At 41.3% G+C, this 23,355-nt stretch carries 17 protein-coding genes; 1 reads left to right on the top strand and 16 read right to left on the bottom strand.

Annotated elements, in window-relative coordinates:
* Nucleotides 1-51: 51 nt before the first annotated feature.
* The 5 genes from G628_RS0104075 to G628_RS0104055 all read right to left on the bottom strand — a co-directional run bounded on the left by G628_RS0104075 (nt 52) and on the right by G628_RS0104055 (nt 6,353).
* On the bottom strand, nt 52-810 hold the full coding sequence (locus G628_RS0104075) for an ABC transporter ATP-binding protein (RefSeq protein ID WP_026667453.1): 759 nt from the start codon (nt 808-810) through the stop codon (nt 52-54).
* Between the two features lie 12 nt (nt 811-822).
* Nucleotides 823-1,869, bottom strand: coding sequence for a branched-chain amino acid ABC transporter permease (locus G628_RS0104070; protein ID WP_034462071.1), 1,047 nt, complete (start codon nt 1,867-1,869; stop codon nt 823-825).
* Nucleotides 1,870-1,882: 13 nt separating this feature from the next.
* Nucleotides 1,883-2,779 carry a branched-chain amino acid ABC transporter permease gene (locus G628_RS0104065; RefSeq protein WP_026655883.1) on the bottom strand — a complete coding sequence of 299 codons (897 nt, stop codon included), beginning with the start codon at nt 2,777-2,779 and terminating at the stop codon, nt 1,883-1,885.
* Between the two features lie 184 nt (nt 2,780-2,963).
* A complete protein-coding gene (locus G628_RS0104060) occupies nt 2,964-4,175 on the bottom strand; it encodes an ABC transporter substrate-binding protein (RefSeq protein WP_026667452.1) in 1,212 nt (403 codons plus the stop codon).
* A gap of 108 nt (nt 4,176-4,283) precedes the next feature.
* Complete coding sequence (locus tag G628_RS0104055; protein ID WP_027208522.1) at nt 4,284-6,353, bottom strand: CotH kinase family protein; 2,070 nt, start codon at nt 6,351-6,353, stop codon at nt 4,284-4,286.
* Nucleotides 6,354-6,482: 129 nt separating this feature from the next.
* Between G628_RS0104055 and G628_RS0104050 the strand changes: the two genes are divergently transcribed.
* A complete protein-coding gene (locus G628_RS0104050; protein ID WP_026667450.1) occupies nt 6,483-6,986 on the top strand; it encodes a hypothetical protein in 504 nt (167 codons plus the stop codon).
* A 77-nt stretch (nt 6,987-7,063) separates the two neighbouring features.
* Here the strand turns inward: G628_RS0104050 and G628_RS0104045 are convergent, their stop codons facing one another.
* The 11 genes from G628_RS0104045 to cobT form a co-directional block, all read right to left on the bottom strand.
* On the bottom strand, nt 7,064-7,336 hold the full coding sequence (locus tag G628_RS0104045; protein WP_026655889.1) for a hypothetical protein: 273 nt from the start codon (nt 7,334-7,336) through the stop codon (nt 7,064-7,066).
* 128 nt (nt 7,337-7,464) lie between these two features.
* Nucleotides 7,465-10,515: a family 43 glycosylhydrolase gene (locus G628_RS17960; RefSeq protein WP_051199013.1), complete on the bottom strand. Its 3,051-nt coding sequence runs from the start codon at nt 10,513-10,515 to the stop codon at nt 7,465-7,467.
* Between the two features lie 38 nt (nt 10,516-10,553).
* A complete protein-coding gene (locus tag G628_RS17955; RefSeq protein ID WP_081670548.1) occupies nt 10,554-12,353 on the bottom strand; it encodes an endo-1,4-beta-xylanase in 1,800 nt (599 codons plus the stop codon).
* A 183-nt stretch (nt 12,354-12,536) separates the two neighbouring features.
* The gene (locus G628_RS0104030; RefSeq protein WP_027208521.1) at nt 12,537-13,610 is read right to left on the bottom strand and encodes a hypothetical protein; all 1,074 of its coding nucleotides are present in this window, start codon (nt 13,608-13,610) and stop codon (nt 12,537-12,539) included.
* A 9-nt stretch (nt 13,611-13,619) separates the two neighbouring features.
* The gene (locus G628_RS16350) at nt 13,620-14,954 is read right to left on the bottom strand and encodes an MBOAT family O-acyltransferase (protein WP_196803700.1); all 1,335 of its coding nucleotides are present in this window, start codon (nt 14,952-14,954) and stop codon (nt 13,620-13,622) included.
* A gap of 171 nt (nt 14,955-15,125) precedes the next feature.
* Nucleotides 15,126-16,736, bottom strand: coding sequence for a spermidine synthase (locus G628_RS0104020; RefSeq protein ID WP_027208519.1), 1,611 nt, complete (start codon nt 16,734-16,736; stop codon nt 15,126-15,128).
* Between the two features lie 75 nt (nt 16,737-16,811).
* Nucleotides 16,812-17,879: an adenosylcobinamide-phosphate synthase CbiB gene (gene cbiB, locus G628_RS0104015; RefSeq protein WP_242827164.1), complete on the bottom strand. Its 1,068-nt coding sequence runs from the start codon at nt 17,877-17,879 to the stop codon at nt 16,812-16,814.
* A gap of 7 nt (nt 17,880-17,886) precedes the next feature.
* Nucleotides 17,887-20,190: a putative bifunctional diguanylate cyclase/phosphodiesterase gene (locus G628_RS0104010; RefSeq protein WP_027208517.1), complete on the bottom strand. Its 2,304-nt coding sequence runs from the start codon at nt 20,188-20,190 to the stop codon at nt 17,887-17,889.
* Between the two features lie 169 nt (nt 20,191-20,359).
* Nucleotides 20,360-21,178 carry an adenosylcobinamide-GDP ribazoletransferase gene (locus G628_RS0104005; protein ID WP_027208516.1) on the bottom strand — a complete coding sequence of 273 codons (819 nt, stop codon included), beginning with the start codon at nt 21,176-21,178 and terminating at the stop codon, nt 20,360-20,362.
* Nucleotides 21,175-22,197 (bottom strand): bifunctional adenosylcobinamide kinase/adenosylcobinamide-phosphate guanylyltransferase, encoded by a 1,023-nt coding sequence (locus G628_RS17950; protein WP_051199012.1) that lies wholly within the window; start codon nt 22,195-22,197, stop codon nt 21,175-21,177. The genes G628_RS0104005 and G628_RS17950 overlap by 4 nt, the downstream gene beginning before the upstream one ends.
* Before the next feature lie 2 nt (nt 22,198-22,199).
* Complete coding sequence (cobT, locus tag G628_RS0103995; RefSeq protein WP_034468831.1) at nt 22,200-23,339, bottom strand: nicotinate-nucleotide--dimethylbenzimidazole phosphoribosyltransferase; 1,140 nt, start codon at nt 23,337-23,339, stop codon at nt 22,200-22,202.
* Nucleotides 23,340-23,355 lie beyond the last annotated feature (16 nt).

Below are 23,355 nucleotides of genomic sequence, written 5' to 3'. Positions count from 1 at the left end.
AAGTGTATCCCCATGGTTCGCACTAGCCTCGATAATACCTCGGCAAGTGCTCTACTCACCTAAATAAGCTTTAATTACTTCCGGATTGGAAAGAACCTCTTTTGTCTCGCCCTGGCAGAGAACCTTACCGAAGTTCAGAACCGTAAGCTTCTCACAGATTCCTGAAACAAGCTTCATATCATGCTCGATAAGAAGAATCGTCATCTCAAATTCTTTTCTGACAAGCGCGATAGTTTCCATGAGTTCTTTTGTCTCGTTGGGATTCATTCCCGCAGCGGGTTCATCGAGAAGAAGGAGCTTTGGATCTGTAGCCATTGCTCTTACAATCTCAAGTTTTCTCTGCTTTCCGTAAGGAAGATTTGATGCAAGAGTATCTCTTTCCCCGTCAAGATCAAATACCTTAAGAAGTCTCATAGCTTCATCATCTATCTGCTTCTCCACTTTTTTATATCTTCCTACATGAAGTATTCCTTCAAGAGTGCTGTATTTGAATCTCTCGGAAAGGCCAACCTTAACGTTATCAATAACAGACATCTGCTTGAAAAGTCTGATATTCTGGAACGTTCTGGCTATTCCCGCATGATTTATCTCTATCGTATTTTTTCTTGTTATATCTTCGCCATCAAGTTTTATCTTGCCTTCGTTTGGCTTATACACGCCTGTCAGAAGATTGAACACCGTAGTTTTACCGGCACCGTTTGGTCCGATAAGTCCGTAAAGCTCGCCCTTTTCAATCGTCATATTAAAATCGTCAACCGCGCGAAGTCCACCGAAGGAAATGCTCAGATTGGTTACATCTAAAAGTGCCATTATTTCACCACCTTAAACCTTTTTCTTAATCCCAAAATTTGCAAATGTTTTCTTTCTCCACTCTATTACCTTCGGTGACCAGTTCACGATCATCATTACAATGAGAACGATTGAATAAATAAGCATTCTGTACTTGTTAAGGCCTCTGAGCAGCTCGGGAAGAAGGTACAATATGCAGGCAGCAACAACGCTTCCTCTGATGTTTCCTATTCCTCCGAGAACCACATATACAAGGATCATAATAGATGCATTGTATCCGAAGTACTGTGATGAAGCAGTAAGTGTCGTAATGTTATGTGAATAAAGAACTCCTGCAGCACCTGCGATCGCAGCTGAAATGGTAAATGCGAGCATCTTATATCTTGTCACATTAATACCCGATGCCTCTGCAGCAATGTAATTATCCCTGATTGCCATGATCGCACGGCCGTCTCTTGAATTGATGAGATTAAGCACTACCACAAGTGAAACAAGAAGCATTACTATTCCTATGGTAAAACTTGCATCATGTGGAGTTCCCGTAATTCCCATCGCTCCGTTTACAACCATCAGCCCATCCGGCTCAAGTCCGAGAGCCATCTGGTTTTCCATGGAAAAATGCATTCCCTTGCTGTCTATTCCGATATAAAAAGCATTGATCACGTTCTTAATAATCTCACCGAAAGCAAGTGTAACAATTGCAAGATAGTCGCCTTTAAGTCTGAGTACAGGAATACCGATAAGGAATCCGAACAATGCCGCAAATGCTATTCCTATAACAAATGCGATAAGAAATCTCGGACCTGAAGGTATCTTCTCCGCAGTAATCTTGGAAAAAGCGGCACTTGTAAAAGCACCGATGCACATAAATCCACAGTGTCCGATACTGAGCTCTCCGAGAATTCCAACGCAGAGATTAAGCGCAACTGCGATTATCGCATAATATGTCATCGGAACAAGAAGTCCCTTGATATGATTTGTAAGATGTCCCGTTGAAGCAAGTGCCTGTACGATAAGGAAAGTTGCAACAACGATTCCGTAAGTTATCAGATTGTCTTTTGTCTTTTTGTCTATACGCATAGTCGTCACCTCTTTAAACCTTTTCCTGAATGACTTTACCGAGAATTCCTGTTGGCTTAACAATAAGCACGATTACAAGTATTCCGAAAACTATGGCATCAGACAGCTGTGAAGAAATATATGTCTTACTGAGAATCTCTACGATTCCGAGTACAATTCCGCCGATCATCGCTCCGGGAATAGAACCTATTCCTCCAAGAACTGCCGCAACGAATGCCTTAATACCGGGCATAGCTCCGACATAAGGAGACAGATTCGGATAAGCCGAACACAAAAGCGCACCGGCTACAGCTGCAAGAGCAGAACCAATCGCAAATGTAAGCATGATAGTCTTATTTACATTTATTCCCATTAAAGTTGCAGCGCCCTTATCCTCTGCAACAGCAAGCATTGCCTGTCCCTGCTTTGTCTTATTGATAAAAAGCTGAAGGCATACAAGAATAATGATACTAACCGCAATAGTAACGATGGTAACACCCTGGATCTTGAGTTCTCCGTTTGCAAAAGAAATTCCTTTCCATGTTATTACAGATGAAAAAGACTTAACGTCAGCACCAAAAATAATAAGCGCAAGATTCTCAAGGAAATAGCTGACACCTATAGCGGTAATAAGAACTGCCAGCGGAGATGCTGCTCCTCTGAGCGGTCTGTACGCGATAAATTCAGTTGTGATTCCGAGAAGAGAACACAAAATTATGGAAACCACCACAGCAATGATAACTCCCGTTGTAGAATTGCCGCCCATTGCTCCGATCACAGAGAATATCACGTAACATCCTACCATGATGAAATCACCGTGAGCAAAATTGAGCATCTTGGCTATTCCGTAAACCATGGTATATCCAAGTGCAATGATGGCATAAATACTACCAAGACTAAGTCCGTTGATGAGATAAGTAAGAAAGCTCATCGTATACCTCCAAAAATAATTCCTAATATTTCTTATGTTATAAATAATACCACACAAACAGGACTTTTATCCTATTCCGTGATATGAAAACGCAGGACACCTTTTGAGGGTATCCTGCGTAGCACTTCACTGTGCAGTTACGCGGATTACGCGTTAAACACTTTAATAAGCGTTGATTAGCCGATTACTCTGCTGAAACGTAAGCACCTTCCTTGATAACAACAGCCTTAGGCTCTTTGTTAGGCTCACCTGAAGCATCCCAAGTCATCTTCGCAGATGTAAGGCCGGATGCCTCGATCTCTGTCATAGCTGCCTTAACAGCTTCGCAGATATCTGATGTACTCATATCGGGAGTTGCGCTCTTAGCTTCAAGTGCCTGCTTAATGATATATACTGCATCATAAGCATCAGCTGCAAACTGGTTAGGAACTTCACCATATTTCTCCTGATACTTCTTAACGAAGTTCACTGTAAGATCATCCTTAGCATCAGCTGCGAAAGGTGTAAGAAGCATTACGCCCTCAGCAAGCTTTGTATCGAAGTTCTCAACAGAAAGAATTCCGTCCATACCGTCAACACCGAAGAATACAGGTGAATATCCCATTGTGTTAGCCTGTGTAAGGATAAGTGATGCTGCCTGATAGTAGATAGGAAGGAATACAAGGTCTGCGCCTGCATCCTTTGCCTTCTGAAGCTGAACTGAGAAATCAGTTGCATTGTCCGCTGTGAAAGCCTCTTCTGAAACAATCTCAAAGTTCTTTCCTGCTGCCTCTTCCTTGAACTTCTGATAAATACCGTTTGAATATACGTCTGAGTTGTCGTAGATTATACCAACCTTAGTTGCAAGATTGTGATCTGCAATGTACTGCGCTGAAGCAATACCCTGGTTAGGATCTGAGAAGCATACGCGGAATACGTTGTCATACTTAACGCATTCTTCAGCCGATCCTGAAGGTGTAAGCTGGAACATATTGTCAGCTTTTGTATTTTCTGAAACTGCGATTGAACATGCACTTGTTGTTGATCCTACAAGAATCTGCATGCCCCAGTCTTTAAGAGTATTGTACGCATTTACTGACTTCTCTGCATTGAGCTCGTCATCTTCCTTGCTATACTCTACCTGATATCCGTTGATACCGCCTGCCTCGTTGATCTCCTCAACTGCAAGCTCCGCTGCGTTACATACAGCATTACCATATACTGCTGCTGCACCTGTAAGAGGTCCTATAGCACCAATCTTGAATGTAGCTCCGCCATTTGCCGAGCTCTCTGTTCCCTGTGCCTGCGCCTGAGTGTCAGGTGTCTCTGTGCTTGCTGCATCTGTGCAGCCTGCAAGCATTGATGCTGCCATTACGGAAGCCATAAGCGCACTAACTGCTTTGCTAAACTTCTTCATAATTTTTTCCTCCTAATCACAATACCAAAATCAAAATGTATATTTGTATACAATCTTGTTTTTATTTTAAAAGGTTAAATTATCATAGGAAAAAAGTCAACACTTTGTTTAATTAAAATCTATTCTGTATTCTCTCTTAAGATTCATCTTTTCTCCGAATCCTTCATAAAACAGCGAAACAATAAACGGCTCCTTATCATCGGTATAAGCATCATAGCAAGCCACTCCGTCAAGATACACGGTATATCCCGCGTCTTCATCCAGGTAATCGCGCTCGGCTCCTTGCTTTAGTACAAGCTTATGACCTTCGACAGTTGTCTCGACCGGCTTCTCACAAGGAGAAGTTTCTTCTGCAAAATCTTCGAGATATATAACATCTTCTCCGGGAATCTTGATCACATACTTTACATCTTCGTCTATCTTTTCAACATCTATACCGCCGATTCTGTTCAAAAGTGCCACATAAGCGCTGTTGCCGAGAAACTCTCTGTCATTTATCTCAATAACAAAGCTTGAATCATCAAAATACTTATACTGCGCCGCTCTTCTGATAAAGATATCCTCTGCGGCAAGCGTCTTTAATCGGGCATAATATTCATCGGCCTCCGAAAGTCTCTGAGCCACATATTTCCTGAATCTGTCAAAATTATCGGGCTCATCGTCAGCTCTGTAGCTTCCGCCGCTCCAACGCTCTTTATCTCTGATATATGCACCGGAAAAGCATACATCCTTTTCATATTCATCGAGCATACTTTGGATTGTATCATCGGACCAGGCATTTTTCCTGAGTTCCGCAAATCTGTCACAACTCTTTTCCACAATGTCACTACTGTTTCCCGCCATTATCTGCCCCAAATAAAGGTCCTCGAAAAGAAGATTGTAATAAGGTTTGTGACCATACTGCAGATAGCCGTTCTCAGCATTCGGAACCCACATATTTCCCCATGTAACATCAAGATCCCACGGGCAAAAATATGAATAATATCCGCCCGGTGTTTCTTTTACACAAAGATAAAAATTCTTCAAAAGATTATCATCACCCTGAACCAGATTGGTAAAAAGCGTATAATCAATCGCATTATCTATATCAATACTCTTTTTAAGTTCCTCCACATTCTCTGAATTAGCCTGAAGATTTTCAAGATAATCCCTCAGAAGTTTCCATCTTTTTTCCGCATAGCTTTCAGCACCGGCGCCTGCAGGCACATTTTCGGCGCGCCATCCGAATATCCCGCCGTATTGGTCATATATTATATTTGATGAATCAATACCTACAACTTTTTTAAAAAACCCCGTATGCTCATCATCTTTGGAAATACCGACCATCTTCTCATCCGGAGTGTATCCGAGTGCATAAAGTCCACTGTACTCCCCGTTTATAAAAAGCTCTAAAAATCTGTATTCCACTCCTGTCGTGATTCCGTAGCGATTATTCTTTCTGCAGCTGTTGTACCAAAGATTCTGGCTGAAAACATTTCTCACTTTCTCGGCATCGTTATATGCAGGATAAAGAATATAATCGTCATCCTTGCGCATCCCAAGAAGCGACATGTTATTCTTCTGATAATTGTTGCCTTCCTTCCTGTGTATCAATGTTATTTTCAAAGGCATTTTGGGAAAAGATCTCGTATTGCCGCCTCGAATCCTGATCATACCGTCAGATGAGACATCCCTTGTCTCACACTGCTCCCCATTATCATAAAGTTGCATGCTCATCTCTGTATCGAATTCTGTTATCTTACCATCGAAATCTATATTCATAATTGGCAAAAAGGTACAGAAAATCTTGCGGACACAATAACTGTTATTGTCATAAAAAATACATGTAAGAGGAATACTATTCGCGATCGCATCATCTGTGATCCCAAAGTTAAGAAAGGCGAATCGCACATTTGAATCGCCCGCTACATCAACAGACGGGTTATAAGCCGTTTTATCATCATCTATAAGAGAATAGAAAAAAGCTCCTGCTGCCCTATCATAGAAAAGTTTCTGTTCATCAAAGACCGGCTGAATGTTCATATCATCCGAAAGAGTCCTTGATTTCTTTATTTTTTCGAACTTGTTGCTGTCAATTATATGATCAGAGAGGTAATCTTCACTTCCTATGCACAAAAAGACCAGTGCTACCAGAAATACAAAATTAACCGCAAATAAAATGGCTTTTATTCTAGTCATCACGTGTACCGAACCCCCAAAACAATACATATAAAGTACATCAAACTAATTAATAATGCAATATTAGCTCTATTTACGTTGCATTAATCACTTATGCTTGCTACAATTAGCTAAAGGGGGAATAAAATTATGCTTCAGTTGTCTTACTTGGGGATTGCTTTTGCATTTGTCTTCTACTTAATCTTCGGTATTACCGTTAAATTTATGACTCTGACTGTCTATGAACAGAACAAAGCAAGGCTTGGGATTGTACTCACATCACTGCTTGTTTTCGCAGTGTCCGGCTTTTCTTCGGGATTCATACATATTCAATCAGCCAAATATATCTATGGCATTTTATTCTTTCTTTTTTCGGGAATATCAATGTTTATATTTGTTTCGATTGTAGTTGAGCTACATCAGATAAGTACACGGGCAAAAATGCGCCGTTTCATGCTTCTCTTTGATATAGTCGATCATTATTTGAGCGAGGGCAAGACGAACGAGGAAATCCTCGATTATCTTATAGGTATACAGAATCTCTCGGTAAAAGAAGCAACCGATTTTCTCACCTTCATCACAGATCCCACAAATCACGAGTTTTTATCGGACGTAAATGAACAGATCCGTGAAGCACAGTTACTAAAGACTTGATTAATTTAATCTCTATATAAAGTAAAAATAAAGACCTAAGCCTCTTAGTGCTTAGGTCTTTTGTTTTGTCTTATTTATCAGGTCGATATGATTCTAAACTCATCAAACTGTGGGTCTTCCACAAAATCCATAATGAGATTCAAAGGTGTAAGCCCTATTGCCTCATGATGAATCTGCTCTCTTATGACCATCTTCTCATATGCAGAAAGATCATGAAACTCCGGATGACTCTTCTCATACTTCTCATTGAGCTGGTCAAAAAGATTATACTCCGGATCGCCCCACGCAAATACTTCGGCTGTCTTCAAATTCGGTTTGAACGGAGAATATTGAAGCCGGCTGTTTTCCATAGGAAGTCGCTCCTTTCTCGTCAAAAAACACGGTTGAATACGCTAAGTACATCTTCTACTAAATAATATCATATTTTAGACAAAATTTCATAAATTATTAGATTTTTTTTATTTTTCACTTAAAGTTATTACTTAAAAGCAATCTGTGCAAAATTGTAGAATCCAAGGTACCAGATATTGAAATCATGTGAACCGTTGAGTTCCTGCCATGTAAAGTTCTTTCCTGCCGCAAACTGATTGCATGCTGCCGGAAGATTCTTTGCAGCAGCAGATGCACTTTGATAAGCTGTTCCGTCCTGAAGTCCACAGATATTGTAGAAATAGTGGATCGGATACTTGTTATCCTTCAAAAGAGATGCTGTCTTATCCGCAGTATTACTCGTAGGTGCAGCTGAGAATGCTCCGAAATATCCAAATAAGTCAACACACTCTCCAAGACCAATGTTAATAGTCTGCATTCCGCCCATTGAAAGGCCGGCGATAGCTCTGTGATCTCTGTCAGCGTATGTGCTGTAGTTAGAATCAATATACGGAATCAGATCGTTTCTAAGCTCTTTTCCGAAAGAATAGAAAGAATCTGTCGATCCGCTCTGTGAAGCTTTTCCGTTAGGAGTTACCACGATGAATGAATCAATGTCACCATAGTATGAAAGGTTATCCATAATAGCCTTTACCTGGGAATTATTTCCTGTCATTCCCCACTCATTTTCATTTCCGCCGATTCCGTGAAGAAGATAAAGTACACTATACTTCTTGTCAGAGCTGTAATTAGCGGGAAGGTAGATATTTGCCTTCTTTGTATATGTATGTCCGTTCGAAGCATCATGGGCTGTATAAGAAATGTTCTTAACAGTTCCCGAACCTTCACCGTTTCTTATTGCCGAATACTTTGAAGGAATGCTGTTTGCTATCGTTGCAGTAGGATTGGCATGTGAGTTACCTGTCTGGTTGTTCTGCTTGTTATCTGCCTGTTTCTGATTATCTGACTGCTTATTGTTGTCGGCCTGTTTATTATTATCATTCTGCTTCTGATCGTTTGTCTGCTTATTATTGTCAGCCTGCTTTCTGTTATCCTGCTGACCTGAAGAATTGACAGGCTCAAATTTCCACTGCTGGTTCTTCTTTCCGTTAGCTTTCCATTGGCATACATTCGCGCCGTCATTGGTCTTATGCTGATACACATCAAGCACTTTTGTACCGCCTGATGACTTTGTTCCTACCGTATAAACACCACTTGTCTTTGTAGGCTTTATAATAAACTGCTGAGCGTCGTGACCTACCGCATCATAAATCTGAACATTTGTGCCATCCTTATTTTCTCCGTAAGCTACATCGAGCATGAACTCTCCGAGTGCAGACTTAAGAGTTACATAACCGTCGCCCTTGTTCTGAACATACCACTTCTGTCCCTTTACGCCTGTACCCTTGCTGACAATAACATTTGTAACCTTCTTTGCATTATCATCCTTTACAGTAAGGTATTTCTGTGAATTAATATCCTTCAGATAATACCATCCATCCTGAACCTCTCCCGTTACAGTATTGTTCTTTGACTGATCGTTGCTCGGCTGAGGCTGAGGAGTCGGCTGTGGCTGTGGCTGAGGTGTAGGCTGAGGATTATTCTGTCCGTTGTTATTCTTGTTATCCTTATTGTCTTTATTATCCTTCTTGCCGTTATCTCCGTTCACAGGCTGTGGCTGAGGATTGGTATTTCCACCGGCATTTCCGTTATTTGCCTTCCAACGGTCAAAAGAGAATGAGCCTTTAAATACAAGACAGATATCTTTTGAACCTGATACGCTCTTCACATCACCTGTGAAATCCTTAAACGATCCGCCTGTACCCGAAACATTGATTGTTCCAAGCAGATTGCCCGAAGGAGATCCTTCTCTTACTTCAATACTTCCGTTTCCGTTACTCTGAACAGTTGCTGTAATTGAAGATACACCATTAGAGAAGTTTACACCTTTGATCTTTGTATAATCGCCGTTATCTATATTAGAAACAAAAGCTGTTCCGTTTGAATTACCCTTTACGGAAATTCCTGCCTGAGTGAACATTGTCTCTGCTTCAACCCAGTTATACGGATCAACATTTGGCTTCATCTGAACGCCGTTAAGTGACTGCTGAACAGCGTTGATCCTGCCGTTTGATACATTAACCTTATCAATGTGAGTTGTTCTGTATCCGAGGTTATTGCCTACTACTTTGGATTCTACCGTATGAGTATGATATGCCATATAGTAGTTGCCTCTGAACTCAAAAATCTGATGATGGTTATTTCCGTCAGATCCTCTGAATGTTGATGCAGGATTTGCCATGATCTCGCCCTGATGGTTAAAAGGTCCCATAGGGTTATTACTTGTCATAACCTGAATTGTCGCATTTCTGAATCCGTTTCCGCAATTCCAGTTAGAGCAATATGAATAATAATATGTATTACCGATCTTGTTGATACCTGAATCTTCGAAAAGATAAGGAGCATCAATTGTAGCTGCAGTTCCGGATGTACTTACCATATCTGCGCCGAGTTTGATTACTCTTGCAGTCTTTGGATGAGCGTCCTGTCCCTGAGGTACTCCGCCACCAAAATACAGATATCCTGTTCCGTCGCTGTCTACAAGTACAGCGGGATCGAATAACCACTCCACGTTACAGTTGGGAGTTGATTTAGTTATAAGAGCGTGTCCGATAGGATCTTTCCAGGGGCCTGTAGGGCTGTCCGCTGTAAGAACACCGATTCCGCTTGCATTATTTGCAAAATATAAAAAGAACTTATCTTTTCCGTTGATCTTCTTTGAACAGATCGTCGGTGCCCATGAATTGCTTGCCCATCTGGCTGCACCGTTTCCTCCTGCGATGTTAAATGCTCCGTGATCTGTCCAGTTTACGAGATCCTTAGAAGAATAGCAGTTGAGCTGATTTATCTTCTGATATGTATTCTTATTGTTTCCCGCAAACTCCTGTGAGTCATTGGTTGTATATATATATACCGTATCGTTATAAACGAGTACGCCGGGATCCGCACCGTAACTCTGTGTTACAAGCGGGTTATTTTCATTATCGCCTTTGACATAGCTTCCTTTCTCAACACCTGCAGCTTCTGTCGTCACAACAGAGCCTGCAACCAGCGTGCACGCCATTGCTACGCCAAGCATTCTTTTAATTGACTTAACCATAAAACCTCTCAATACCTTTTTGAAAAAATCTATAATCATTACTGTGCAGGTTCAAAAGCCCACTGCTGATTTGCATTGCCGTTATGCTTCCACTGGCATACATTTGTGCCATCGGATGTCTTATGCTGATATACATCAAGATTCTTTGTTCCCTTTGATGCTTTTGTAGCGACTATATAAACGCCACTCTTCTTTGTAGGCTTAAGCATAAACTGCTGCGCATCATGTCCTACCGCATCATAAATCTGAACATTTGTACCGTTCTTATCTTCTCCGTATACAACATCAAGCATGAACTCACCAAGTCCTGACTTAAGTGTGATATAACCGTCACCCTTATTCTGAACGTACCACTTCTGGCCCTTGGCTCCTGTACCCTTTTCAATCTGTACATTAGTAGTCTTCTTTGCCTTGTCATTCTTTACCGTGAGATACTTCTGAGAATTAACATCCTTCAGATAATACCATCCATCCTGAACACCTGATGCCGCATTGTTGTTTGTCTGATTGCCGCTCGGCTGAGGTGTGGGCTGCGGCTGCGGCTGAGGTGTGGGCTGTGGCTGCGGATTTGTCTGTCCGTTATTGTTGTTATTGCCATTATTGTTTTTGTTATCCGGCTGAGGCTGTGGCTGTGGTTGAGGCTGTGGCTGTGGATTGATCTGTCCGCTGCCGGGCTGACCGATAACATCCGTATATGCCTGAATAACCTTGTTGTAAGCCTGCTTAGGCTGTCCGGGTGAAGAGAACAACAAAGGCTTTGAGTTGTTGATCCATGTTGTCTGATCTGACAATCCCCACCATGTAATACCTGTAACGTTTCCGCCGTTCTTCTTTATCTGGTTGATCTTCTTGAAGAGATCGTAAGAGTAGTTGGCCATATCGCCATCACCCTTATTTGTAATATCAAGCTCTGTTACCTGTACTTCAAATCCTGACTTAAGGAATGAATTCATAGCATTGATATATGTATCAACCGAAGGGTAATTTGTTCCGAGGTGAGACTGCATACCAACACCTGCGCAAACCTTTTTGCCCTGATTTATATAATTAACAAGAGTAGTAACCTTCTGTACTTCCTGATAAGTGTTGAAATCATTGTAGAAAAGCTTAACTGAATTTGTAAGCTTATATTTTTCAAGAGTTTCATAAGCATAGTTAAATGCCTTCTTTACATAAGAAGCATTGGTTCTGTTATTTCCATAAACAGCTTCCCAACCTGAGTTGTTCGCATGAATTACTTCATTTGCAACGTCCCAAGCGTAAACGCATCCGCCATACTGGCTTGAATATACGTGATTCATAACTGTCTTTACATACATCTCAAGACGGGCATCCATTGTCTGCTGATTTACGAATCCGCTATTTCCTGAGTAATTGCTTCTGAAGAACCATGACGGTGTCTGAGAATGCCATACAAGCGTGTGCGCTCTCATGCCAAGACCGTTCTGGCTACAGATCTTCATTACTTCATCTACTGTTCCGAAATTAATCTGGGGTACATTTGATTCACGATAACCGTCGGGGATATAGTATCCTCTGTTCTTTGCCTCTGATACTGAGATCAGTTTAGGTGAACCTCCAAGCAAAGCATCCGGCTTCATCTCGTTTTCAAGTGTGATAGAATTATAATGTTTCTTTAGAATGTTTAACTGATTTGAATCTCTTAACTGATACAAATTAATACATGTTCCTGAACGTCCATATGTACTGCCATATGTATTCAGAAGTGTTGCATCTGCAGCCTGTGCATCTACTGTTGATGCAGATACACACATTGAAAATGCACACATAAACGCCATAACTTTGGCAACTACGCCATTAATACTTTTTACCTTCATAGCATCCTCCCGTTAATAATATGTTAAACCCATTCCCCATTGGGTAAAAATATTGTAACATATTATTTTACAAAGAGGTATCCAAAAATTGCTAATTATTTATCACTAAGTGCTGTTAATTGTGCACAACTCGCTATTTCGACTTTAATTCAACTCATAAAACATAAATACTGATGTAACATTTTATTTTCTATTCAATTCGTTTATTTCCTGTTCCAGATTTTCAATCACATCTACCGAATTTTCCTTGGTAACAAGGTGCCCAAACTCCACTAGGCTCATATCATTCTTTGCTTTTTCAACTGCCATATTCCTTACATCCTCGTCGCCAAACATGACCTTTTCCATCTCAAGGCCGACAACGGGTCTGAAATGAGAAGCATCAAAATAATATTCAGGACCTACTGTGTATGTATTTATTCCCGAAAACAGATAATAATCCGTAACCTGTGCCACATCATAAAGAAAATCCAGATATCCGTTTGAGATCGCCATTTCATATGTAGACTCCAAAATCGGGGATGTTACCACAATAAGCCTAATGTTCTGCTCTTTGCACAACTCAGAAAGGTCTTTGATTGCCCCAACTGCTCCCGAACCACCATCGTATTCAAGAGAATTCTCAGGTTCAGGCATATCTCCTGCACTTCCGATCTCCATATTTGTATTGTTAACATCCACGCCATAGCTGTAAAAAAGCTTTTTTCCCTCGTTGTTCTCTCCTAGCCTGTACTCAAAAAATATCTGCGGTACAATTCTCCATACAGGTTTTAGCTTAAGATACGAATAGTAAAACCTTATCGGTGACTCTTCATACGTCTGATATGTTGTAAAGATCGGATTGTCTAAGCCTTTGGTAACTCCCTTCCACATAGATACATCGTCGATAAGAATGATCAATTCATCGAGTTTCACTCCGCCGTCAATCAGCGTTTTAACAGTATCATAGTTTTCTGAAGAGCTCCCCATGGCATAAGTCATGTTGTACCAGTTAAGCTCCCTGCCATCATCCGTCTTTTCCGGAAGTCCTTCTTTCGGAAGATTTGCCACTCTTGATGAGCCAAGCAAAAGCGCATTAAATTTCCCTTTATTTTGCAAAAGATACTTTGTCTTAATAAAATTCTGGTTCGGCGTAATATCTGTCAGTCTCACATTATCCACATGAAAGACATTGTACGCATCGACAAATACACATGCGCCGGCATATATCATCACCGGAATTATAAAAAAGCAAAGACGAATCACCAACTTTTTCATTCTCATCACCTAAAACCTGTTATATACAAACTCTTCTACACCTGCCTGCCCAAGGAAAAGAATTATCAGGATCAGGGCAAAATATGCACTCCACCTCACCACGGATTTCTTTTCCCTGAGAATGTCTATTCCCGGTCTCTTATATGTGATCACGCTTATAACCATATATATAACGATTCCGGCAAGCATAACCGACATACTAAAACTCGCGGGAACCATTAACAGTTCTCTTAACGCCATGCTTATCGTAAGTCCGCTTCCCAAGAGCTTTGGCATAACACCGAACAGCTCATTGGGAATACGCGAAAATGATGCAATAATACTTACAGCCTCACCAAGCGTATCGACGGAAAAAATAATCCATCCGAAAGTCACAAGTATAAATGTCGTAACTACAGAAAATGCAGACTTTTCTTTGTTTTTACTTCCAAATGCCCTCTCGAAGCATAGACATATTCCATGAAACAATCCCCACAAGATCCATGTAATTCCAGCTCCGTGCCAAATTCCGCTTATCGCAAAAGTTATAATGAGATTTCTGTAAATCTTCCACTCCTGTGTTCTGCTGCCTCCAAGCGGTATGTAAACATAGTCTCTTAGCCAACTGCTAAGTGATATATGCCATCTTCGCCAAAACTCTCCAACAGAATGCGAAAGATAAGGATGATCGAAGTTTTTGCCAAGATCGTATCCAATAGCCTTTGCACAACCTGTAACAATATCTGAGTATCCCGAAAAATCAAAGTAAAGTCTGAATGAATATAGAACTACCGTAAGTAAAAGAGCCGTTCCATATTTTTCGCCCTCGGCTCCCCTCACGGAATCGATATACAATGCCAGATTATCCGCAAGCACCAGCTTTTTCATAAAGCCCCAGGCCATCAATATCAGACCTCTAACCGCTCTTTCATAATCAAAAGCTTTTTCTTTTTTTATCTGAGGAATAAGATTCTCTGCCCTTTGAATCGGGCCGCTGGAAACACATGGAAAAAAACAGACAAACAAGAGAATATTCAAAATATCTTTTTCTGCGGGAATTTTCTTTTTATAAACTCCCACCGTATAAGTCACGATCTGTAGAGAAAAAAATGAAAGGCCAAGAGGAATCAGCATTTCTTTGTGATTTGAATATCTAAATATTAACCCAAACACTCTTACAATGCAGATAGGTAACAGTTCAACAGCCACAAAGACAATCATGACCGCTTTTCTTATAGAATCATATTTTGAATCCGCTCCAAGTTTTTCTATTATAAAACCTGAAGCGTATGTCACAAGCCCAAAGCCTATTATCACAGGAACAAATACAACTCCGCTCCACGCATAAAAAATAAGACTTGCCAATAATAACAATACATTGGAAAGCCTTATCGATAAGTGTTTTATATAATTAATAAAGAATATTGCCAGAAAAAAAGCGACAAATAATTTTGTATAAACAGGCATTTGTGTTATCACCTTTTCAAGTTATTAATAACATTATAATGATAACACATATTTTTTGCCATACTTTTTTTAAAACAGACCATCAAGTCCCTGAGTCTTGTATATTTCCTTATAATACTTGACTTCATCCTTAATTATCGAGTCAATCTGCCTCATTCCTAGAAGCTCCACAGGCGCCTTGTCATCTGTCATTATGTTGTTGCCCGCATCGTAAGGAACACAGTTTGCTTCAACAATATCCATCATCTCACGAAGCTTTTCATCGCCTTCACGCTTACTGTTTTCGGCAAATCTATTCATAAACTCCGCATTATCCGTAGCAAAGAGCTCTTTATTTGTAGAATTCTGAACCTTTACCGTAACAACATTGTCAAACACAGATGAAATGGTATCTGCGAGATATCTGTTAATTGTAGACTCGTTATCATCGCTGTACATATTCATATTAACTACCATAACTCCGCCCGGATTAAGGTGCTCTTTTACCATGTTAAAAAACTCAGTCGATGACATCTGAAAAGGAATAGTAATATCCTGATATGCATCAACCATAATGACATCGTATTTCTTGTCGATTGCCGCAAGATAAGCTCTTCCGTCATATGTCGTAACTTTGGCTTTTTCAGGAAGTTCAAAATATTTATACGCAAGATCCGTGATCTTATCATCAATCTCAACGCCTTCAACATTCACGTTATCAAAGTATTTAAGTACCTGAGTCGCATATGTTCCCGTTCCCATTCCGAGAATCAGAACTTCAGCATTTTCTCCCGCTTCGGCTTTTTCTTTTATACCGCTCATATATGGCGCAGCCATCGCATAATCATAGTACATTCCGGTAAGCTCGCCGCTCTTGATGCGGATAGACTGAACTCCGAACAGAACGTTTGTCGACAAGATCACGCTGTACGGATCTTCTTTTACCTGAAGATAGTTATAAACAGACTCACCCTCATAAGTCAGGTCATTTTCCCAAAAAGCAAATGAGGTGCTGTGCCCGAAAAAACAGCATACTATAAAAATGATAAGTCCCGACACCGCTTTTACAGTCACTTTTTTACCCGTACTGACAAAAAAAGCGATGCAAAGCGCAATCAATATTCCCGCAAAGATAAGAAATGTTATGGTCGTTCCTACCGCAGGGATCGTAACGAATGTCGGTACAAAAGTGCCTATAATGCTTCCGACTGTGTTAAATGCCCCGAGAGTTCCGATTATCTTGCCGTTGTCATCAAGTGACTCCGTCGTATACTTGGCAAGTGAAGGTGTTACTGTTCCCAGAAGAAAAAGAGGGAACACGAACACGATCATACATGTCGCGAATGCCGCTATTACAAGGAAATTACTGTTAACCGCAAATATAACCGCCGCAGAAATTGCAATTATTATGTATTTACCGAGAACGGGAATCGCAGCGATCCAGATAGCTGCAATAAGAATTCTCTTATAAAGTTTTCCCGGATCGGGGTCTTTGTCTGCTGCCTTGCCGCCGTAGATATTTCCAAGCGCCATGGCTATCATTATGGTTCCGATTATGATCGTCCACACAATCTGTGAAGAACTAAAATAAGGAGCAAGAAGTCTGCTGGCTCCAAGCTCAACTGCCATAACAGACATTCCCGCAAAAAACTCTGTCATGTACAAAAACATTTTGTTGTTTAAGATTGATTTTTTATCCATTTTCTTACATCCATTTTTCTGTTTTGTATAAAATACGTCATTTTCGTAAATTATCATCCGTATTGGAGTATACCATTATCGCAGCTTCACGAAAATATATATGACAAAATAAATTATCACAAAAAGAGCTGTCGTCATATTCATAAGAAGTATGCTGCGTTTTATGTCTTCAGACTCAATCGGTCTGTGCTCATCTCCTATAAACTTCTTGTCATGAAGTTTACCGAAATAACTCGCAGGTCCCGCAAGTTTAAGCCCAAGAGCACCCGCGCATACGCTCTCACACTGCGCCGAATTGGGACTGGCATGATTATACCTGTCTCTTACAAAAATCCCGGCTGCATTCTTTGTACTGTAATTAAATGAATTATTTTTTCCAAACAATGCTCCGCACACTTCCAAAAGAGCCGTTCCCGCAATCATAAAGACAGCGCTGAGTCTTGCAGGTACATAAGCAAACACGTCATCTGTCTTAGCCGCAGCTCTTCCGAAATACATATATCTGTCATTCTTGTACCCAATCATTGAATCCATCGTACTTACCGCTTTATACACATAAGAAAGTACAGGTCCTCCAAGCATCTGGTAAAAAAGAGGACAGATAACGCCGTCATTCGTATTCTCCGCAACAGTCTCAACCGCAGCCTTTGCAATCCCTTTATCATCAAGGCTCTGCGTATCTCTTCCGACAATCATCGATACCGCTTTTCTTGCGCCTTCGACATCCCCCTTTGAAAGCGGAACATATACCGCAATTGCCGCATCGCGAAGACTCCTTGCCGCGATGCACTGCCAGCACATCACACTCATTACCGCAAGCAAAAGATATGTATGTATCCTGTATGCAAGATAGCAGATTCCAAAAGAAACACCGCCCGTAACCGCTACAACAACCATAACCTCTATCACGCCAAGCACAAAATCTTTTAAACCGCTACCTACTTTACCGCTTTCCCCGGCATCTTCGCCTGTTTCGGTCACTTTTTTCCCGCGCAAAAGTTTCTCCAAGATTTCTATCAGCTTTCCAATAATCTGCACAGGATGCAGCAAAAAAGCAGGGTCTCCGACAATAATATCGATTATGACCCCTGCTAAAATTGCAACAGATATGTACTTACAATACTCCGCCCAAAATTCCATCATATCTGCATCATATCATCTTCTTTTCACTCAGCATAGCCTCAAATTCATTAAGCGGCACAGGTTTTGAGAAATAATACCCTTGGAAAAGATTGCACCCAAGATTGTTCAGCTGATTAAATACTTCCTTAGTTTCCACGCCTTCGGCAAGTGAAACAATACTAAGATCTTCCGAAAGTCTGATAACATTCTTTATAACTATATCCGCACGTTGTTCATCGCTTGATTTTCCAAGGAACTTCATATCAATCTTAAGCACATCCACAGGCATATCCTTGAGCATATTAAGTGATGAATAACCGCTTCCGAAATCATCCATCTCAACAATGAATCCCTGTTTTCTGAATTCTTCAAGAGTCCTCATCCTGTCGTCAGTATCTCTCATCATACTGCTCTCTGTGACCTCAATACGAAGACTCTTGGGCTCTATCTCATATTCCTTGACGAAACCTACTATATCCGAAAGAACATCCGTCAGATAGAAGTCTTTCGGAGATACATTAACGGAAATAAAAAGATCGGGATATTTTTCTTTCCATCCCTTCAATATCCGACAAGCCAATTTCCAGATATGTTTGTCCAGATCCACGATGATACCGTTTTCTTCGAACAGAGGAATAAAATCTGCAGGGGACATAAATCCATGAAGCGGATGGATCCATCTGGCAAGCGCTTCCGCTCCGACAATTTTGCCTGTATTGTCTGCTATAGGCTGCAGATAAGGAACTATCTGTTCCTGCGCTATGGCATCATCAAGCTGGGCTGATATTTCCTGATTCCAGACCATCCTATCCCTGATCTTCCTGTCAAAAAATACAACATGTTTTTTATAATCATCCTTTATTGAATCAAGAGCCACACTTGCTCTGTCAAACAAAACAGATACATCCTGATCGTCATCGCCTATCTCGCAAAATCCCAGATGTACCATAAGATTCTGTTCAATATCCCCAAGACGTACGGTAAAACGCGCCAGATCACTCTCAAGCACTTCCTCTATAAACTCACTCTTTGGAAGACAAGATCCAAAGCTGTCTCCACTTATACGACCGTATATACATCTTTCATCCGAATACTTCCTTATCCAGTCAGCAACCTGCTTAAGAGCCGCATCACCGAATGCTTTTCCAAAAACATCATTGAACACCTTAAAATCGCACACATTAATTCGTACAATATAGTAATCATTAAGTGCATGTTGTTTAAGCTGATCTGAAATCTTCTTGTATGTATATTCCTTGTTGTACAGGCCGGTAAGCTCATCATGATTGGAAGCGAACATCTCTGCCTCGATGCGTTGTTTCTCTTCCGTTATATCTCTGACCCTCACATATGATCCCAGTTTTTTCCCACTTCCGTCAAAAAAGCTGTTTCTGGCTATCATAAAACTCAACTCGTCTTCATTTATTTGCCGGATTATCTCAGTCTCAGTCTCATTCATCTCCAAAATATTGGCCGTTTCACCAATAAGATCTCTTAGCGCCATTGATGCACCTTCAAGATCATTACCTTTTATACCTGTAAGCTTTTTCGCAGACTCATTTATCCAGATACATTTTCCCTCAGGTTCATACAAAAAAACCGCTACCGTCGTATCATTTACAATATCCGCAAGCATGCTGTCCAGCAAGCGAAGCGGTCTGTAGTGGATTGAAAAATAGAATATCAGAAATCCTAATACAGCAAATCCTATCATAGATCTGTCGATCGGAGTCCGGGAAAAGATATAGTATGTCTGCCAAAAAGTTCCGATCATCATGCTGATGAGTATAACAATATAGCGCTCTCTGTGGAGCCTTGAAGCCTGTATGCTCCTGATGATAAAAACTATCATTATCATAGCCATAGCGCCGTAGCAAACAACTCTATGAACAATCTGACCGGGTAATGCCTCCATAATAAAATAAGGCTTTCCGTACGCTTCAATTTCCTGCAAGACAAAAGCGTGTTTAAACACTATGTTCATAAAGACCTGTACCGCATCTATTACAAGTATGTATTTAATCCAATCAGGCACAATTCCGGCTTTTTTGTCCGTATCATTTTGCCTGATACAATATTTATTTGTGAAATTTATCAAAGTGTACATCACAAGATTCATGCCGATGTAGTAAATATAGCAACCGACAGAAGCCATATTTTCAGTGGTTGCACCGACAATTATCATGTTTCCGAGAACCGGAGGAATAAGAGAAAAACAGAACAAACCTACAGATCTGCCTATAGTCTTTTCAGAGCGCCATGAAGCAATACCACATAGCATTAATATGGCAATAAGTAAGACAAATATAACGATAAATACGCTTCTTATCATTCTGCCTCACTCCTCCAAAGTCCTCTTCAAAGGCTTTCATTTCCACAACTTACAAAAACGACGCATATATTCGGTGTATGCCTATATTATAAGCAATTATTCTGCTGTTTTATATAAAAAAAGATTAAATATTTTCACAAAATTACGTTTATCAAATACAAATATCACTCTATACTCCCAAAAATCCTCCCAAAAGCACGTATGCACATATCGCTACCGCAATTGCAGTTTCGGCAAGACACAAAAACCATCCCGCCGCATCACCGGTAATTCCGCCAAGTTCTCTGCCGGTCTTATATTTGTAATACGCAAATACCAAAAGCGCCGCGCAGACCGCGCAAACTCCGCAAATACCCCCTACCAGTATCATCGCTATCGAAACCACCAGCGCTTCTTTTACCAATATGGAAAGACATCTCTTCTTGTCTGCACCTTCAGCAAAGCTGTAGAGAGTTCCTTCACTCTTTGCACATGGAAAACTCACAACAGATATTCCGCTTAGCGCCCTCGATAAGATAAATCCAAACCCAAGGATAATCGAAGCTTCTCCCGAAAAAAACAATGACACATCCGAAAGAATCTCTTTATCCAGAATAATAGCAATGCTTGCAAGATAAACCGCCGAAAGCGCAAGCACTCTGATAACCGCAAACGCACCTATATGAGGATCCTTTAAGATCTCAAGTTTTTTCTCCCTGTCTGCATAGGAAGAGAAAGCATCGCTGCAATCCATGTACCCGTCAACGTGAATTCCGCCTGTGACAAGAACAATTGCCGCCATCATAAAAAGCCCCGTGGGAATACTTCCCATGTCAAGAATCGCCCCAAGACACCTTATCCCGCCTATAACCGCAAACAAAACAGCGCCGATAAACGGAAAGAAGACAATGCTGTACTTCATATCCTCTTTTTCCCAAGTAAACTGAGGCATCGGAATCTTGGAGTACATTGAAAACGCTATGGCAAAAGACCTGAATAAACTTTTCATCCTATTTTTTCCCCTATTCCACAGATTACTCTGTAAACATCCCTGTTCTTCGCAAGCGCCTGCATAAATCTTCCCGCATCTTCGCGCCATTTCCTGTCTGTGTCATCCACAGGAACAATCCCGCAGGTGATATCTTCACATATAACTATCGCATCTTTGGAAAAAAGCTCCGAAAGCTCCTCTATGCTTATATCCGTTCCGCGCACAAGACGCTCTGCATGGTAATAGATCTTGCAGCCACCGGGAACAACCTCGGCTATATCATCAAGGCTCTTATTCATGCCACATTCTTTATGTTCAAAGGTATAAATATCTTTATCGCTGATATCTTCACTTTCTCTGATAAGCAGCTTTGCAAATTCAAGCTTTCCCTGACCTGCACCGCCCACTACAAGAATTCCGCGATTATCCTTGTTGCTCATTTCAACAATTCCCTTCTTATGCAAAAACTTATGCAAAACAGCTTCTCCCGCGCACATCTCAATAACTTCATCCGCATATCCCGCAACTTCTCTCTCAATAAGAGCCAGTCCCTCACGATATGCCTCTGTGCTCATATCGTAAACCGCAGCATCGCTGTAAATTCCGTCACTTACAAAGATAAGATTATAATCCTTCTCCCTGCATAAGATACTGAGATCATCGCAAACCCTCTTTGCCGAAAAGGGATCCTCCGTGAAATTTCCGTCTTTGTCCACACGAAACATCTCATTTGCAAGAAGCGCTGTCAGGCTGTCCACAAGAAATGTATTTGTTTTGCATTCATCCGCCATTTTAAGAAACTTCTCTTTTTCCGTGCTGAGTCTCTTAATATCCCTTGCGATCTCTATAGTCTCAAAGCCAAGCCCTGCTCTGTTTTCCACATGCTTTCTGATACGCTCATCGTCCTCTATACCTGTGGATTCCATAGTCGCAACGTAGTAAAGCCCTCCACCGGTCTTTTTCCTAAGACCGCAGGCAATGTCCTGAGCAGTATTCGATTTGCCGTTTTTACAGCCTCCCGTCAAGAGAACTATCATCTTTACCTGATTCCTTCCAGATACGAATCGTCAATTCCGCCGCCTTCAAATGTGGCCATATCATTCATCATTGCGCACGCGCCTTCGATAACACCAAACGCAAGAACGCATCCGCTTCCCTCGCCGAGCCCCATATTAAGGTCAAGGTACGGCCTAAGTCCCAGCTCTTTAATCGCAAGCATATAACCAGGTTCCGTAGATACATGTGAGGGAAAAAGATAATCCGACACCGCAGGACACAGCTTTACCGCAAGAAGAGCCGCCACTGCCGAAATATATCCGTCTATCACGGCTCCTTTTCCCGAGTACGCTGCTCCGATAAACGCTCCGCACATAGCCGCGATATCAAGTCCTCCTACTTTGGACAAAATATCCGTAACCGCCCCAAAATCATCGACATACTTATCGACCGCATCCGTAAGCCCATGCAAAGAAAGAGCCTTGTTTATAACTTTCTTTTTATTGTCATATGCCTCATCGGAGATTCCCGCTCCTCGCCCCGTAAGACCGTCGCTGCAAACTCCCGTGATCGCAGAAAGAACTGCTGCCGAAGTTGTGGTATTTCCTATTCCCATCTCACCGATTCCGACAAGATCGATATAGCCCGGCTCCGCGCCATCATCATTCCCAACCGCGATCTCAATTCCCGTCAATATGGCGCACAAACACTCGTCCATGCTCATAGCAGGCTCGCATACGATATTTCCGGTACCTTTTCTGATCTTTTTATCTATTATAGGTGCCTTTTTCCCATCAAATGTAAGCGGAAACTCAGTCGCAACCCCAACGTCAACAACCACAACTTCCGCGCCGAAATTCTTTGCAAGCGCAGACATTCCCGTTATTCCCGAAGTCATGTTGACAGCCTGGCTTGCCGTTACGGAAACGGGCGCAGAAGCGACTCCTTCAGCCGTTACACCGTTGTCGGCACAAAAAACCAGAATCTTTTTGCATCCGATCCTGTTCTTAACATGTCCTGTTATTCCTGCGAGCTTAACCGCAATATCTTCAAGCTTTCCCAAGCTGCGAGGCGGCTTTATCAGCGCATCGTCATACTCTTTTGCCCTGATCTTCGCATCAGCGTCAGCTCTTCCGACACCTTCTATGTATTTTTTTATTATTTTCTCAGTATTCCCTGTCATACGTTTATTTTACACA

Origin of the sequence: Butyrivibrio hungatei NK4A153 (assembly GCF_000424465.1) — a bacterium.
Lineage (GTDB): Bacteria > Bacillota > Clostridia > Lachnospirales > Lachnospiraceae > Butyrivibrio > Butyrivibrio hungatei_A.
The sequence above is the reverse complement of the archived record's forward strand: the minus strand, read 5'-3'. Positions and strand labels throughout refer to the sequence as shown.